Source organism: Rickettsia lanei (genome assembly GCF_056242675.1).
This window is the reverse complement of record NZ_CP172233.1, coordinates 560,280-575,941: the sequence shown is the minus strand read 5'-3', so window position 1 is coordinate 575,941 and position 15,662 is coordinate 560,280. Positions and strand designations below refer to the sequence as shown.

The following is a 15,662-nucleotide window of genomic DNA, read 5'->3' as shown; positions in this document are numbered from 1 at the left end:
CGCGATTTAATCTCGGGATAACATTAAAGGTTTCTAGATTCCTGCTTTCGCATGAATGACATAAGAACATTATCAGTACACTCTCTTCACCGGCGGGACTGGTGTTACTTCATCGGTTAAAGTAGTTAAAGTCACAGGTTTATAATCAAGAACTACTTTACCTGCTTCATCGATAGAGCTAAGAGTATGCCTCATCCAATCCTCATCATTACGATCAGGATAATCTTCACGTGCATGAGCTCCTCTACTTTCTTTTCTTGCAGCTGCCGAATATACCGTTACTAAAGCTTGATCAAGTAGATTATCTAGCTCTAAGGCTTCCACCAAATCGCTATTCCAAATTAAAGATTTATCGTTAATTTTTATATCTTTATAGCCGCTTCTTATTTCGCTAATCATTCCTGCCCCTGCATCTAGTACCTCTTGAGTTCTAAATACCGAAGCATGGCTTTGCATAGTTCGTTGCATTTTAAGCCTTAACTCTGCAACTAAAATATTACCGTTAGCGTGACGGACTTTATCAAATCTATTTATAATTTTTTCAAGGCTTTCTTCTTTTATAGACTTGTGGGGACTCGCAGGCTTAATAAGCTCGGCTGCTTTTAATGCAGAACTTCTACCAAATACTACCAAATCAAGCAAAGAATTTGATCCTAATCGGTTAGCACCGTGTACCGATACGCAAGCCGCTTCACCGATTGCCATAAGCCCTTTTACTACGCTATTATGATTTTTACCGTCTTTGATTATGACTTGACCGTGATAATTCGTTGGTATCCCGCCCATATTATAATGTACCGTAGGAAGTACCGGTATCGGCTCTTTAGTCACGTCAACACCGGCAAAAATTTTAGCCGTCTCAGAGATCCCGGGCAAACGACTATGTAAAATCTCAGGCGATAAATGATTTAAATGTAAAAATACATGATCTTTATGCTTGCCGACTCCTCGCCCCTCTCTGATTTCTATAGTCATTGCTCTTGAAACTACATCTCTTGAAGCTAAATCCTTTGCAGCAGGAGCATAACGCTCCATAAAACGCTCACCGTTTGCATTAACGAGATATCCCCCTTCGCCTCTTGCCCCCTCGGTAATAAGACAGCCGGCCGAATATATACCTGTCGGATGGAACTGTACAAATTCCATATCTTGCAGTGGAAGAGCGGCTCTAATCGCCATGCCGCCCCCATCACCAGTACAAGTATGAGCAGACGTCGCTGAAAAATAAGCACGCCCGTATCCGCCCGTTGCAAGCACTACATTATGCGCTCTAAAACAATGCAGACTACCGTCATCTAAATTCCACGCAACTACGCCTCTACATTCACCATCTTCCATCAATAAATCAATAGCAAAATACTCAACGAAAAACTGTACTTTATGTTTTAGTGACTGTTGATATAAAGTATGCAGTATGGCATGCCCCGTACGATCTGCCGCAGCACATGTACGCTGCGCTGCTTTTCCTTTGCCGTACTCTGTTGTCATCCCTCCAAAAGGACGCTGATAAATTTTTCCCTCTTCAGTTCTTGAGAAAGGTACGCCGTAATGCTCTAGCTCTAAAATCGCACCGGGAGCATTTTTGCACATATACTCAATGGCATCCTGATCGCCTAACCAATCAGAACCTTTTACCGTATCATACATATGCCAACGCCAATCATCTTCACCCATATTCCCAAGAGCCGCACTAATTCCGCCCTGAGCAGCCACAGTATGACTACGGGTTGGGAACAGCTTAGTTATACAAGCAGTATTTAGCCCTTCTTTAGCCATACCGAATGCAGACCGAAGACCTGCTCCGCCTGCACCTACAACTACTACGTCAAATTTATGATGAATGATATTATACGCTTTGGTCATTAAATTAATTTTTTACTATTTTGATACGTGAATTGTCTATCTCTGTCACCCCATGGCTTGACCACGGGGTCCAGTAATTCAATACACAATATTGCTTTCTGGATACCGCGGTCAAGCCGCGGTATGACAATTTTTATCCTTTATAAAACAGCGCTACTACAAAAGCTACAATAGTAACAATGCAAAATAATTGCACTATTATAATCAATGTATTACGTAATTTGTGACAACTTATATAATCTTCAATTACTACACGCATACCAAGCATCGCATGATACAACGAAATAACCACCGTAATTAACAAAGCTACTACATTAAAAGGCTTTTTAAGTTCCCACATAATAATATTTATATCATTATTTTTGTTGGTTAACGTAAAATATATTAGCCACACAGAACATAAAGCTAATATAATCCCCGTTACTCTTTGCAATAACCAATGATGAGAACCGCTTTTAGCAGAACCGCTATTTTTTGCTTTTACAATTTCTGCTTTAAAATCATATACCATTAATTTTCTCTATTATTTGTTTTAGCTTTTCGTCATTGCGAGGAAATTGCATAGCAATTGACGAAACAATCTCAGGCATTTGTTATTATTTCTGAGATTGCCACGTCGATGCTACGCATCTCCTCGCAATGACATTTTTAATTACTACACCCATAACAATACCGTTAATAATACAGATCCTACCACTACACACCAACCGGTGATATTAACCAATTTTATAGAAAAACCGTAACCGATATCCCAAAATAAATGCCGAATGCCGTTACATAAATGATAAAACCAAGCGTAGCTAACAGCTACTAAACATATTTTTATAATACAGCATTCAGCAAGCTGTAAATAATTATTGTCATATTTACTAAGAATCAACCACCACACCAAGATTGACACCGCAAAAAACAAAGCTACGCCGGTCATACGATACAAAATTGATAATGTAGAACTTATTTGTGGCTTATATATAGTTAAATGCGGTGAAGTTGGACGCTTATTATAAATTTCTTGTTTGGTTTTAGTCATATATTTCTAATAAATAAACAAAGGGTTATGTCATTCCTGCGGAAGCAGGAATCCAGTAATTAAAAAATACAACTATACTGAATTTTTAAAATTAAAAGCTCTCTTTTTTCTGGATTCCCGTTTTCGCGGGAATGACATACTACACGTTTCAATCGGTCAACGACATCTATCTCTGCAACCAATGTCTTTCTACAGGCGATAAATCATCTGTCACTGCTCTCCTATCATCGAAGACAAAACATTCACCTTGCCATAAATTGTTCTTGTTTTTTGTATCTTCTAGATATTGCAGTATTCCACCCTTTAAATGATATACCTCATTATAACCTATGCTTTTAAGTAAGCTGGTGGATTTTTCACACCTGATACCACCTGTACAAACCATAGCAATTTTCTTACCTTTGAGCAATTCTTGATTCTGCTGAACCCAAGCAGGAAATTGTTTAAATGTTTTGGTCTTAGGATTAATTGCTGATTTAAATGTACCAACCTCTACTTCATAATCATTTCGAGTATCTATTACTATAACATCTTGTTTTGTGATAAATTCATCCCAATCTTTCGGCTCTATATATTCGCCTTTAAACAAATCAACATTTAAATCATCAACGTTCATTGCTACGATCTCTTTCTTCAGTCTGACTTTCAATTTCTGAAAAGGATGAACATCACTATAATTTATTTTAACGTTAACATCTTTGGGACCGGTCAGCTTTATCAATTCTTCAAGTACAAGATTTACATTTTCATATGAACCTGAAAAAGAACCGTTAAAGCCTTCATTAGCTAATAAAATAGTACCTCTAATATATTTTCTTTTACCGATAAGCAAAAGTTTCGGTATCAAATTCGCTGGTTCTTCTATATTAACAAAACTATATGCACTTAAAATTGCTATTTTTTCATTCATAAATTATTTAGGTATTATTTTTACATTCTATGTCATTCCCGCGAAGGCGGGAATCCAGCAAAAGCTATAAAAAACTTATTTTTATAGCTTTATTTTATTAAATATGTAATTTTTGTATCAATGTTAAGATTATTTTTCCTTCGTAGCAATAACATAGAAAACTACATAACCTGCAATGGTACGAACATATTACTACTCCCCCTTTCAATCAAGAGCAAAATATTTTGCTTATCTGATTTTTTAGCATTGTCATATAATTCTTCTAGCTTACTTATATCGTCTATGCTTTCCTGATTAATATTGGTTATCAGATCACCAATTTTGAAGCTACTTTCTTCTTCATCAATATTGGTTATCACTATTCCCATTTTATCTTGAGGAATAGTATATTTTTGTCTTAGTTCTTCAGTCAAATTACCAAAAGTAATATTATTTTTAGTAATAGATAAATTATTTTCTTCTTTATTTGTTATTTCTTTCTTATTGGTCTCTTCTGTAGAATCTTTGGTAACCTCTTCATTATCCGAAGTAACTTTAATAGGTAACTCAAGCTCCTTTTTATCACGAAGTATTTTTACTTTTACTTCCTGATCAATAGGAGCATCTGCAATAATTACACGTAATTTTTTAGTATTTTTAACCGGTATATCTGCAAACTCTATTATTATATCACCTGTTTTAATTCCCGCTTTATCACCTGGACCGTCTTCTTGTACTTTAGCTACTAACACCCCCCTAGTATTTTTAAGTCCTAGCCCTTCAGAAATTTCCTCGGTTAAATCTTGTATTGTTACTCCAAGGCGTCCTCTACTTACTTTTCCATCTTTCTTAAGACGTTCGATTATAGGCTTTGCAGTATTTGACGGTATTGCAAAACCGATACCTATATTAGTACCGAGCGGTGAAAAAATTGCCGTATTTACGCCGATTACTTTCTGATCCAAATTAAACATAGGACCACCGGAATTACCGTTATTAATTGCAGCATCCGTTTGAATAAAATTATCGACTATATTGTCCGTATCTATATCGATATCCCGCCCTTTAGAAGAAATAATACCACTTGTCACCGTACCGCCTAGATTACCAAACGGATTACCGATCGCAATAACCCAATCTCCTACTCTTGCATCATTTGAATCTCCAAACTCAACAAAAGGTAGAGGTTCCTCGCTATCTATTTTTAAGAGAGCTAAATCGGTTTTAGTATCGTTACCTATTAATTTAGCCGATAATTCGGTATTATCTGCAAGTTTTATATTAATTTTATCAACATTTGCAATTACATGATAGTTTGTCACTATTAAGCCGTTAGGTTCAATAATAAATCCTGAACCAAGCGGGACACTTTTCGGAGTTTGATCAACCTCTTCCAAATTCAGCGGTATATTAAGCTTTTCTAAAAAATCATTAACTTTTTCTTGCAGAGGATCTTTCTCAGCGTTTTCCGATTTACTATTAACATATTCTATTGTTGAAATATTAACGACTGCAGGAATTAACGGTTCAACTATATCGGCAAAGCTATAACGAGCGGCTTCACTTACTTTTAAAGGAGCAGAATTTATTTCCGTAAATTCATTCTCTTCTTGAGCTGCTACTTTTAAAGACTTACTATTTTCTTTTGCTAGAACAACGTTACTTGATATTAAAACTATTATAACAATAACTATTTTCAGATTAACCATATACTCCGTAAATAAAAAGTAGATAGACTAGTATACTACTTAGTAAGATTTAGATATTTTAAAACTTCAGCATCCGGTGAAATTACAAAATTAGTATTCTCTTTCTTTAAAGAATTTTTATATACTAAAAGTGATCTATAAAATTTATAAAATTCTGGATCAACTGAATAAGCAGAATTATATATTTTTGCCGCTTTCTCATCGCCGTCACCTTTAATAATTTGTGCATCTCGATAAGCTTTCGCAAGTATTATTTTACTTTCTTTATCTGCTTTTGAACGAATACGCACGCTTTCTTCTTGTCCTTCCGCTCTAATTTGGGTTGCTTCTTTTTCACGTGCCGTTTGCATACGACGATAAATAGCCGCACTATTTTCTTTTGGTAAGTCTGCTCTTAAAATTCTAACATCTACAACATCAATACCGAAGCTTTTAGCTTCACCGTCCACTTGATTTAAGATATTTAACATTACATTACTACGTTCCTGACTTAAAAGGCTACTTAGCGAGATTTTACCTATCACCTTACGCATTGACGATTCAAGATTACGAGTCAGCCTAATTTTTACACCTTGATAATCATGTACCGTTTTATAAAACATTACGGGATTATTAATTTGGAATTTGGCGTAGGCATCAACAATAACTCGTTTACCGTCAGCAGCCGTTAATTCTTTTGCCTCAACCTCAACATCTAAAAGACGCTTATCAAAAAATTCAACATTTTGAATAAACGGGATTTTAATATTCAGTCCTGGATTTTCTATAGTTCTAACTGCCTCACCAAACTGGAATACTACTGCAGATTGGCGTTGGTCAACTGAAAATAAGGAGCTAGAAATCAGTATCAGCCCAAAAACAATTGTAAAAATTATATAATAAATCTTTTGTTGCATTTAATATTCCTTGTTGTTTAGATGTCATTTGTGTATAGCGTGAAAAACATGCTTGATGTCATTCCCGCAAAAGCGGGAATGACATAGCACCCCTATGGTTTAATAGCCATGTGCGGCAGTAGTGCATTATTAATAATCGTTTTATTTGAACCGCCTAATACCTCTTCGACTACTTCTAAATATAATCTATCTCTAGTTACTTGCCTACCTGTAGCATATTGTTTATAAATAGCATTAAATCTTTGGCTATCACCTTCTGCTTTCGATATAACTTCTGCTCTATAACCTTCTGCTTCTTGTATAATCTTTGCAGCCGCTCCTCTAGCTTCCGGCAAAATCTTATTATTATAGGCTTGAGCTTGATTTATTTCTTTTTCTTTATCTGCTTTTGAAGTTTGCACGTCTCTATAAGCGTCTATTACTTCGGCAGGCGGCTCGGCTTTTAATAATTGTACTTTCTCAATCATAACGCCGGCATTATAACTATCCAATATCTTCTGTGCTAATTTCTCTATTTTATAAGTAATCTCCTGCTTTTGATCGGATAATACCCAAGAAATAGGAGTATTGCCTATGACTTCCCTAACGGCACTCTCGACTGTTGCTTTTACTGTTTCTGCAGGTCTTTGTACGTTAAAAATAAAATCTTCAAGATTATTAATATGCCACATTACATCACAATTTAAAGCAATGATATTTTCATCACCGGTGAGCATTATACTTTCACCGGCAATATTTTTAGTATTATCGCCACCGCTACGCAGAGAGCTATTTGTACGATAACCAATCTCAATCCGACGTGATTGTTTAACTTTCTCAACTATTATCTTTTCAAAAGGTGCCGGTAAATGATAATTAAGCCCAGGGTAGCCCTTACGCACAAAACGCCCAAATCTTATTACCGCTGCTTCTTCGCCTTCTTTTATTTCATAAATACCTGAAGCGAGCCATAAAGCAACCACTGCAACAACAACTAAAATTATTGTTTTAGCATTGAAATTAAACGGGAATTGAAATTGATCAAAATTAAATTGATTTTTACGCGGCCTTGTGAATATGTTATCTTCTTTATCAGAATCAAAATCTTTCCATGGGGATTTTTTTAAAATTGAGATATGTTTTTTATTAAGCATTTGCTTTATTGTTTTATATTATTTTTAAAGATGAGATAATTATATATATTATAGTATATAACGTCAAGTTACGAGCTTAAACAGCTTTAAATAAGGAAATTTAATTATGGCGAATTTACACCAACGACAAATTATAGATAAAATTCAGCATATTACCTTTAAAGACGGTACTTTTTTAAATGAAGTTATATCGGATATTATAATTAAACGTAATAATATCGGTTTCTCAATAGATATATCAGGTAAAAACAAGTTAGAAGCCGAAGAAATTAGACTTAAGGCAATGAATAAACTTAACGAGATTTCAGAAGTAAATAAAATAACAATTGTTTTTACCGAAAGTAAACCGATGGAGAAAAAAGTTCAAAAACCAAAACATTTTGTAGAAAATGTAAAAAAAATTATCTTAGTAGCGTCAGGTAAAGGCGGAGTCGGAAAATCTACAATATCGGCTCTTATCGCTCAGCAGTTAAGTCTAGCAAATTACCGCGTTGGGATAGTAGATGCGGATATTTACGGTCCATCAATTCCTCATATATTCGGCATTAACGAAGTACCGCAAACGAAAGATGGACGAATAATACCGGTACTTGCTCAAAGCATCGAAATTATATCTATAGGCTTCTTCGTTAAAGACCGCTCGGCAATTATTTGGCGTGGTCCTATGGCGAGTAAGACTATTTATCAATTATTATCGGTAACAAAATGGGATAATTTAGATTATTTAATTATCGATATGCCGCCGGGAACAGGTGATATTCATTTAAGTATACTAGAAAATTATCATTTAGACGGCGTAATAATCGTAACTACACCACAAAAAATATCAGCAATAGACGTAATACGTTCTATAGATTTATATCAAAAACTAAATTTACCTATTTTGGGAATAATTGAGAATATGAGCTATATGCTTAAAAATAATAGTGGCGGACATTTATCACAAAAATATAATATACCACTAATCGCTCAAATTCCGATCACACCACAAATAGCCGAGGCTTGCGATAAATCACTACCTCTAACAAACTTATTAACATTACCTTTAGAGAAGTATTTACAATGAAAATACACGTATTGGAGGATGATAGAACAGGCAACACCCATCAGGCTATTGCACTTGCTGAAAAATTAACGGAAGAATATACAACAATTAAGCTTGAATATAATTGCTTAGCTAAGCTACCGAACTTTTTACTAAAATATTATCCTATTCATATAAAAAGTGAGCTATTGCAGTATCTTTTGGATAAGTCCCCGCCTGATATGATAATTACCGCTGGAAGAAGAACGGCAGTACTAGCATTTTATTTAAAAAAGAAATTTAAAGATATCAAGTTAATACAAATAATGCAGCCTAATCTTCCTTACAATGCATTTGATGCCGTGATTCTGCCTTATCATGACCAACGTCATTGCGAAGCCACAAAGTGGCTGAAGCAATCTCAGGGCTTTTTTACTAGATTGCTTCGTCAATACTTCGTATTTCCTCGCAATGACGACTTTAAAAACATCATCCCCATCAACGGAGCTATCAATAACGTAACTGAACAGTTCGCCGCAGCGAACTTGGAACTCCAAAAACATTATCCTACTCTTAAACAGTTTATTGCAGTGATAATCGGTGGGAATAATAAAAAATTTAATTTCCATGAAGATGAAGCAGTTTTATTTGCTTCATTATTAAATAAAATATATACTAATCAAAAAATACCTTTTTTTATTAGTTTTAGTAGACGTACACCACACACTGTAAAATCAATTATTAAAAATAATATGCCGTCCTCCACAATTATTTATTACCCGAACGAAGACGCAGGCTATAATCCTTATATAGCTATGCTCTCCAAGGCAAAATATATAATCTCTACGGCCGACTCAATCTCAATGTGCAGTGAAGCAGCTTCAAGCGGCAAGCCTCTTTATATATTCTGCCCACCAAACTTTAATTCTTCAAAGCATAAGATTTTTATAAAGCAGTTAGTAGAACAGAAGATAGCAAGAATTTTTGATAAGTCGGCTATTGCTCTAGAAGAATATAGCTACAAACCCTTAAATGAAGCAGAAAGAGTAGCTGCAATTATTAAATCTTTAATCAAAAGCTGGTAATTATATGGATAAAGAATACAATCATATATATTCATTAATAAGCTAAAATCTTTACCGTTTGTCAATGAAATATGGCTTTTTGGCTTCTCGTGCTAGAGGGGATAACGATGAGCGTTCTGATATTGATATTGCAATTATCTGCCCTAATATTCCAAGATCAAGAATGGCTAGAAGTTATGTCTATTATAGAGAATGCCGACACGCTTTTAAAAATAGATTGTGTAAGGTTTGAAAGTACTAAAATAAGCTCTGAACTTTATAAAAATATATTAAAAGAAAAAAATTATATATGTCAAAAATAAACCTTAAACTTGAAAAATTTCGTAAAGCTTTTATGACGCTTGAAGATATTTATTTAAAACCGACAACAGAAGATAGGGGCTTATATTGATGCCACTATACAAAGATTTGAATTTACTTTTGAACTCGCTTGGAAGTTTTTAAAAGAATATTTTTCTCAAAAAGGCAAATTTCTTCACTATCCTAAAGAAGTGATAAAGGAAGCTTTTGTTGCCGGTATTATAAATGATGAGAGTTTATGGATTTATATGCTCACTGATCGTAATATGATATCTTATACTTACGATAAAAAGCTTGCTGATGAAATATATAACCGAATAAGAAATTATGTTCCTGAACTTAAGAAATTACTAAATATCATTGATTTAAAGATTTAATAATACCTTGCAGAGTTTGGACTTCAGGGGAAGAGAGACTATTTATACGTGTAAATATATTAGTAATATTTTGTTGCATAGCAGTTTTTTTGTCGGGAGCCTTGAAGAATCCGGCTTTATCGAGTTTGCCGAATAAATTTACTAAAAAATGCTCTATTTCTTCTTTAGTAGCTAATTTTTGAATGTTATGTACATCCTCTCTGGGCGTAGAATTACGCAACAACTCATAGCATATAATAATAACCGCTTGAGCAATGTTTAATGAGCTAAATTCGGTTGTATTAATAGTGATAATCTTATTAGCAAATGCGATTTCTGCGTTGCTAAGGCCATTATTTTCCCGTCCGAACATTATCCCGACTTTTTCAGAATTTGGATAATCTAAAAGTAAATTTTGTGAAAATACATAATCTTTATTCATAGCCCTTTTAATGCAAGTAGTAGCATATAAATATTCGAGGTCTTTAATGCTATCCTCTAGGCTATCAAAAATTTGTGCATGATCTATAATATTAACCGCTCCGACTGCATTACTACGTGCTTGCTCATTAGGCCAGCCGTCTCTGGGAGCCACGATTCTAAGCTCATTTAAGCCAAAATTCTTCATTGCTCTTGCAGTAGCACCGATATTCGCACCCATTTGCGGGGCAACTAATATTATTATTGGATTCATTTTAATAATTTTTTGTAACTAAGCAGGTATAGGCAATCGCTACGGCGTCAGCTTCATCAGAATTGGTAATTAAGGCAGTGCCAGACAGCAAAAGCTTTATCATATGCAACATTTGGTCTTTCTCTGCATGCCCATATCCTGTTACGGTTTTTTTTACCGTATTTGGCTTAAACTCGCGCATGTCCAAATTATATCTACCGATCAGCGACATTATCGCCCCTCTAGCATATCCAAGCTTTAAAGAAGTCACGCTATTAGTATTAACAAATGTTTCTTCAATCGCTGCCATATTTGGTTGATATTCTAATATTACTTTTTCTAATGTACTATTAATAAAAGCCAGTCTATGATGAATTGCATCCTTACTATTTGTTCTAATAATACCACTAGCTAAATATTTCAACTGTGCGGTCTCCTTTGCCACTACTGCCCATCCAAGACTCCCAAGTGCCGGATCAATCCCAAGTATTATCATGATTATTTAATGTTATTTTTATTGGCATTATTATATGGCTTTTATGTCATTCCCGCTTTTGGGGGCATGACATCGAAAACGATCCAACAAAGCCTGTCACGCCACAGAGTGACAGCTTTATATCTTCATATACTGATAAAATTCTTGATTATTCTCCCACAGCTCACGCACCTTAACGAATAAAAATAAATGAACAGGAAATCCAAAAAACCTCTCCATTTGCATTCGGGATTTTGCTCCTATTTCTTTGATTTTAGAGCCGTTTTTACCGAGTATTATAGTTTTATAGCTCTCTCTTGAAACTACTATAACTTGATTAATCTTTACGGATTTGTCTTTAAGATCTTCCCATTTTTCGGTTTGTACGGTTAATTTATAAGGGAGTTCTTTCTGCAAATTTAAAAATAACTGCTCTCTTGTAATTTCTGCTGCAATAAAACGCATAGGTAAATCCGTTATGTCGTCTTCCCCATAAAGCCAAGGAGAAATTTTGGCCTTACTTGTTATATATTCAAGTAATCCATCAATATTTTTGCCTGATAAAGCAGATATAGGCAAAAGCAAGCTATCAGGATAATTTTCTGTTAAAAAAGCTTTAATGTCATTGAGATATTTTGATTCGATGTCTATTTTGTTCAATAAAAATATCGGAATAATATTAAGTGAGCGAAGCTTATCTAAAATATTATGCGTTATATCATCAAACGACTTTAGACTATCAATAATTAACAGAACTAAATCCGCACTATGCAAACTAGACCACGCACATCTTACCATTGCTTTCTCTAAGCTCCCTTTCGGCTCAAATATACCGGGCGTATCGTATAAAATTACCTGTGTATCTTTTAAGGTAATAATACCGGTAATAATTGACCTAGTAGTTTGAACTTTTGGGGTAACGATTGAAAGCTTCTCACCGATTATTCTGTTTAATAAAGTTGATTTTCCGCTATTAGGTCGCCCGATTATACAAACCGATACCGTTTTCTGATTAGACATCTTCCCAAACTTCACTTCTCGAGGTAATTTAGACGTCGATCCAGTACTCGCATCCTCGCGTACTGCGGCGGCAAGTTCTGCCGTGTCTCCTTTAAATTCCTCTCTATAAGCGAATTTGGCAAGATGTCTATTAGTCATTTTTAAGTCTATGCAATAAGCTGCGTGCTGCGTTTTTCTCTGCTTCTTTTATTGCGTGACCAGTGCCTATTTGTTCATAATCTTTTACTTTTACAAGAACCGTAAAAGTCGATGAATGGGAGGCTCCTTCTCTTTTTATCAGACGATATATAGGTAGGTGATGATCACTAGCTTGAGCCCATTCTTGTAAAGCAGTTTTTGGGTCATAATCCGTTAAATTCTGAACTTTTATAAATTCTGCCCATAACTTCTCGATAATATCATGGGTTGTTTCAATATTGCTATCAAGATATATAGCTGCAATTAAAGCTTCCGTGGCATTTTCTATATTATTAAGATTATCACGCCCGCCTGCTACTTCTTCGCCATGAGTCATAATTATATAATTTTTTAAAGTAAGTTTAGCTCCAACCATGCATATTGTTTCTTTGCAAACCAAATATGATCTAATTTTAGCTAAATTCCCCTCATTATAATTTGCAAAATTTCTAAATAAAATTTCTGTGATTACTAAATTTAATACGGCATCACCTAGAAATTCTAATCGTTCATAATCTTTATCATCCTTGTACTCGTGATGTTGCCTTAAAGACGGGTGACTTAACGCCTCTATTAAAAGCTCTTTATTTTTGAAACTATAGCTAAGTAGCTTTTCTAACTTCTCAAATGATTCCATTACGCATCCGTGTTATAAAGATTTCTGAAAATGCGATTTAACCTAACAGATTCAATCCATGGCTTTAACTTTAGTACTAGATTAATAACTCCTATATCATTATCCCACCAAGTTATTTTTGTTGAGAACCAAATAAATTGTGCTTTAGCAATAAAATTTTCAAACGGTACAAATCCAAGACTTACTCTACTATCATTTGACTGATCTCTATTATCCCCTAAAAAGAAATATTGCCCTTCAGGTACATAAAAAACATCCGTATTACCGTATCTATCATTATATATAACGCCATAAATAGGAGCAAGCTTATAAGAAAAATATGTTCTACCGTTTGGCAGTGTTTCTTTAAACTTTAAATATTTTATTCCCTCTTCGCTTATATAAGTTCCAACTTCCGTGCGTTCTATTTTTTTGTCGTTAATATATATTACGTCATCAATCAATTGAATTTTATCGCCGGGTAGCCCTATTAAACGCTTTATATATCTAACACTCATATCGTTAGGCGGACGAAAAACTACAATATCGCCACGATCCGGTTCACGAGCAAATATTCGCCCTTTAAAAAGAGGAATAAAATCAAAAAAAGATAAAGAATAATTACTATAACCATAACTATATTTCGTAGAAAATATATAGTCATTCTCAAGTATGGTTGCTTTCATAGACCCGGTTGGAACGGTAAACGGCTCCATAATAAGTATTCTAATAAGTAAAGCGATACATATTACAAAAGCAAAAGACCCCCACTCTTGCTTAGCTGTTTTATTAGTGTTTGATTTTGTATTATCTGTTTGCATAATCTCTTAATTATTTATAAATTGGAATCGTTATTGCGAGGAAATTACAAAGTAATTGACGAAGCAATCTCAGGAGTTTGTTATTATTTCATGAGATTACCACGCTCCTCTCCTTTCAGCCGCTCGCAATGACGGCTTAGTATCCACGCAGGCAATATCTCCTCGCAATGACGATAAAAAGTCAAACCACACTATAACTCTTTATCCTTGCCTCAATCTCGCTTCTAAAATGGCGTATCAGCCCTTGAATCGGCCAAGCTGCCGCATCACCTAAAGCACAGATAGTATGCCCCTCTATTTCTTTCGTAACGTTAAGGAGTTCGTCTATCTCAGATTTTGTGACATTACCTTTAACTAGCCGCATCATAACTCGCCACATCCAGCCCGTACCCTCACGGCAAGGAGTACATTGCCCGCAAGATTCATGCATGTAAAATTTACTAAGCCTTGCTATTGCATAAATAATATCGGTAGATTGATCCATAACTATAATACCGCCTGTACCAAGTCCAGAACCTGCTGTTCTTAAACTATCAAAATCCATATCCACTTCACATAATGACTTAGGCAGTAAAGGCACGGAAGAACCGCCCGGGATTATGGCTTTAAGATTATCCCATCCACCACGAACACCACCCGCATATTTCTCAATCAATTCTTTTAACGAAATGCCCATTGCTTCCTCAACATTACAAGGCTTGTTAACATGCCCTGATATGCAGAAAATCTTAGTTCCCGTATTGTTAGGTTTACCTATACCAGCAAACCAGCTAGCTCCTCGTCTTAAAATGGTTGGCACTACTGCGATAGACTCAACATTATTTATAGTAGTCGGACAGCCATATAACCCAAAGCCGGCAGGAAAAGGCGGCTTTAAACGAGGCATACCTTTTTTGCCCTCTAAGCTTTCAAGCAATGCCGTTTCTTCGCCACAAATATAAGCACCCGCCCCACGATGTAAATAAATATTACAATCAAAGCCCGAACCGCAAGAATTCTTTCCTATTAACCCTTCTTTATAGGCTTCATCTAAGGCACGCTGAATATTAGAGGCTTCATTATAAAACTCACCTCTAATATAGATATAACAATTATTCGCTCCTATAGCAAAGCTTGCAAGCAAGCAACCTTCTATTAATTTGTGCGGCTCAAACCTTAATATATCACGATCCTTACAAGTACCAGGCTCAGACTCGTCGGCATTTACTACTAAATAGCAAGACTTCTCTAAATTTTTAGGCATAAATGACCATTTCATACCGGTAGAAAATCCGGCACCTCCTCGCCCTCTAAGCCCTGATTTCTTAACCTCTTCAACGATGAAATCTCTACCTTTATCAAGCAAAGCTTTAGTATTCTCCCAATCGCCTCGCTTCTTGCTAGATTTCAAATCATGGCTTTGCTGCCCATGCAGGTTAGTAAAAATTTTGTCTTCTTCTTTTAGCATAAACTATTCTCCTTATGGCTTAAAAACGTCATTGCGAGGAAAAATTGAAAATTTTGACGAAGCAATCTCGTGCCAAAATCCTGAGATTGTCATGCAGCCTACGGCCACTCGCAATGACAATAAAGCCGGCCCAAGCAACAATGCCTGC

17 protein-coding genes are annotated in these 15,662 nt (G+C 35.2%); 4 read left to right on the top strand and 13 right to left on the bottom strand.

From position 1 onward, the window contains the following. Positions 1–72: 72 nt before the first annotated feature. From sdhA to hflK, 7 genes are all read right to left on the bottom strand, one after another. Positions 73–1,863 carry a succinate dehydrogenase flavoprotein subunit gene (gene sdhA / locus ACHBLB_RS03345; protein ID WP_475842615.1) on the bottom strand — a complete coding sequence of 597 codons (1,791 nt, stop codon included), beginning with the start codon at positions 1,861–1,863 and terminating at the stop codon, positions 73–75. A 133-nt stretch (positions 1,864–1,996) separates the two neighbouring features. Continuing rightward, entirely contained in the window at positions 1,997–2,374 is a 378-nt protein-coding gene (gene sdhD / locus ACHBLB_RS03340) for a succinate dehydrogenase, hydrophobic membrane anchor protein (RefSeq protein WP_012736733.1), read from the bottom strand. 144 nt (positions 2,375–2,518) lie between these two features. Further along, positions 2,519–2,893 carry a succinate dehydrogenase, cytochrome b556 subunit gene (gene sdhC / locus ACHBLB_RS03335; RefSeq protein ID WP_010976843.1) on the bottom strand — a complete coding sequence of 125 codons (375 nt, stop codon included), beginning with the start codon at positions 2,891–2,893 and terminating at the stop codon, positions 2,519–2,521. A gap of 166 nt (positions 2,894–3,059) precedes the next feature. Then, entirely contained in the window at positions 3,060–3,803 is a 744-nt protein-coding gene (gene trhO, locus ACHBLB_RS03330; RefSeq protein ID WP_475842613.1) for an oxygen-dependent tRNA uridine(34) hydroxylase TrhO, read from the bottom strand. 161 nt (positions 3,804–3,964) lie between these two features. Next, positions 3,965–5,491, bottom strand: coding sequence for a Do family serine endopeptidase (locus ACHBLB_RS03325; protein ID WP_014362750.1), 1,527 nt, complete (start codon positions 5,489–5,491; stop codon positions 3,965–3,967). 35 nt (positions 5,492–5,526) lie between these two features. After that, positions 5,527–6,387, bottom strand: coding sequence for a protease modulator HflC (gene hflC, locus ACHBLB_RS03320; protein ID WP_004996654.1), 861 nt, complete (start codon positions 6,385–6,387; stop codon positions 5,527–5,529). Between the two features lie 92 nt (positions 6,388–6,479). Beyond that, complete coding sequence (gene hflK / locus ACHBLB_RS03315; protein WP_475842611.1) at positions 6,480–7,520, bottom strand: FtsH protease activity modulator HflK; 1,041 nt, start codon at positions 7,518–7,520, stop codon at positions 6,480–6,482. A gap of 106 nt (positions 7,521–7,626) precedes the next feature. Between hflK and ACHBLB_RS03310 the strand changes: the two genes are divergently transcribed. From ACHBLB_RS03310 to ACHBLB_RS03295, 4 genes are all read left to right on the top strand, one after another. Next, positions 7,627–8,586: an Mrp/NBP35 family ATP-binding protein gene (locus ACHBLB_RS03310; RefSeq protein WP_475842609.1), complete on the top strand. Its 960-nt coding sequence runs from the start codon at positions 7,627–7,629 to the stop codon at positions 8,584–8,586. Beyond that, positions 8,583–9,629: a mitochondrial fission ELM1 family protein gene (locus ACHBLB_RS03305; protein WP_475842607.1), complete on the top strand. Its 1,047-nt coding sequence runs from the start codon at positions 8,583–8,585 to the stop codon at positions 9,627–9,629. Before ACHBLB_RS03310 ends, ACHBLB_RS03305 begins: the two co-directional genes overlap by 4 nt. A gap of 71 nt (positions 9,630–9,700) precedes the next feature. Then, complete coding sequence (locus ACHBLB_RS03300; RefSeq protein WP_475842605.1) at positions 9,701–9,931, top strand: hypothetical protein; 231 nt, start codon at positions 9,701–9,703, stop codon at positions 9,929–9,931. A gap of 72 nt (positions 9,932–10,003) precedes the next feature. Then, complete coding sequence (locus ACHBLB_RS03295; RefSeq protein ID WP_475842722.1) at positions 10,004–10,306, top strand: HI0074 family nucleotidyltransferase substrate-binding subunit; 303 nt, start codon at positions 10,004–10,006, stop codon at positions 10,304–10,306. Here ACHBLB_RS03295 and ACHBLB_RS03290 read toward each other — a convergent pair. The 6 genes from ACHBLB_RS03290 to nuoF all read right to left on the bottom strand — a co-directional run bounded on the left by ACHBLB_RS03290 (position 10,287) and on the right by nuoF (position 15,514). Beyond that, complete coding sequence (locus ACHBLB_RS03290; RefSeq protein ID WP_475842602.1) at positions 10,287–10,979, bottom strand: RNA methyltransferase; 693 nt, start codon at positions 10,977–10,979, stop codon at positions 10,287–10,289. The genes ACHBLB_RS03295 and ACHBLB_RS03290 overlap by 20 nt on opposite strands. A gap of 1 nt (position 10,980) precedes the next feature. Then, on the bottom strand, positions 10,981–11,454 hold the full coding sequence (gene ruvC, locus ACHBLB_RS03285) for a crossover junction endodeoxyribonuclease RuvC (RefSeq protein WP_004996663.1): 474 nt from the start codon (positions 11,452–11,454) through the stop codon (positions 10,981–10,983). 117 nt (positions 11,455–11,571) lie between these two features. Then, a complete protein-coding gene (gene era, locus ACHBLB_RS03280) occupies positions 11,572–12,591 on the bottom strand; it encodes a GTPase Era (protein ID WP_475842600.1) in 1,020 nt (339 codons plus the stop codon). Further along, positions 12,584–13,267: a ribonuclease III gene (rnc, locus tag ACHBLB_RS03275; protein WP_475842598.1), complete on the bottom strand. Its 684-nt coding sequence runs from the start codon at positions 13,265–13,267 to the stop codon at positions 12,584–12,586. Before rnc ends, era begins: the two co-directional genes overlap by 8 nt. After that, positions 13,267–14,067: a signal peptidase I gene (lepB, locus tag ACHBLB_RS03270; protein ID WP_475842596.1), complete on the bottom strand. Its 801-nt coding sequence runs from the start codon at positions 14,065–14,067 to the stop codon at positions 13,267–13,269. The genes rnc and lepB overlap by 1 nt, the downstream gene beginning before the upstream one ends. Before the next feature lie 181 nt (positions 14,068–14,248). Then, entirely contained in the window at positions 14,249–15,514 is a 1,266-nt protein-coding gene (gene nuoF / locus ACHBLB_RS03265; RefSeq protein WP_014364403.1) for an NADH-quinone oxidoreductase subunit NuoF, read from the bottom strand. Positions 15,515–15,662 lie beyond the last annotated feature (148 nt).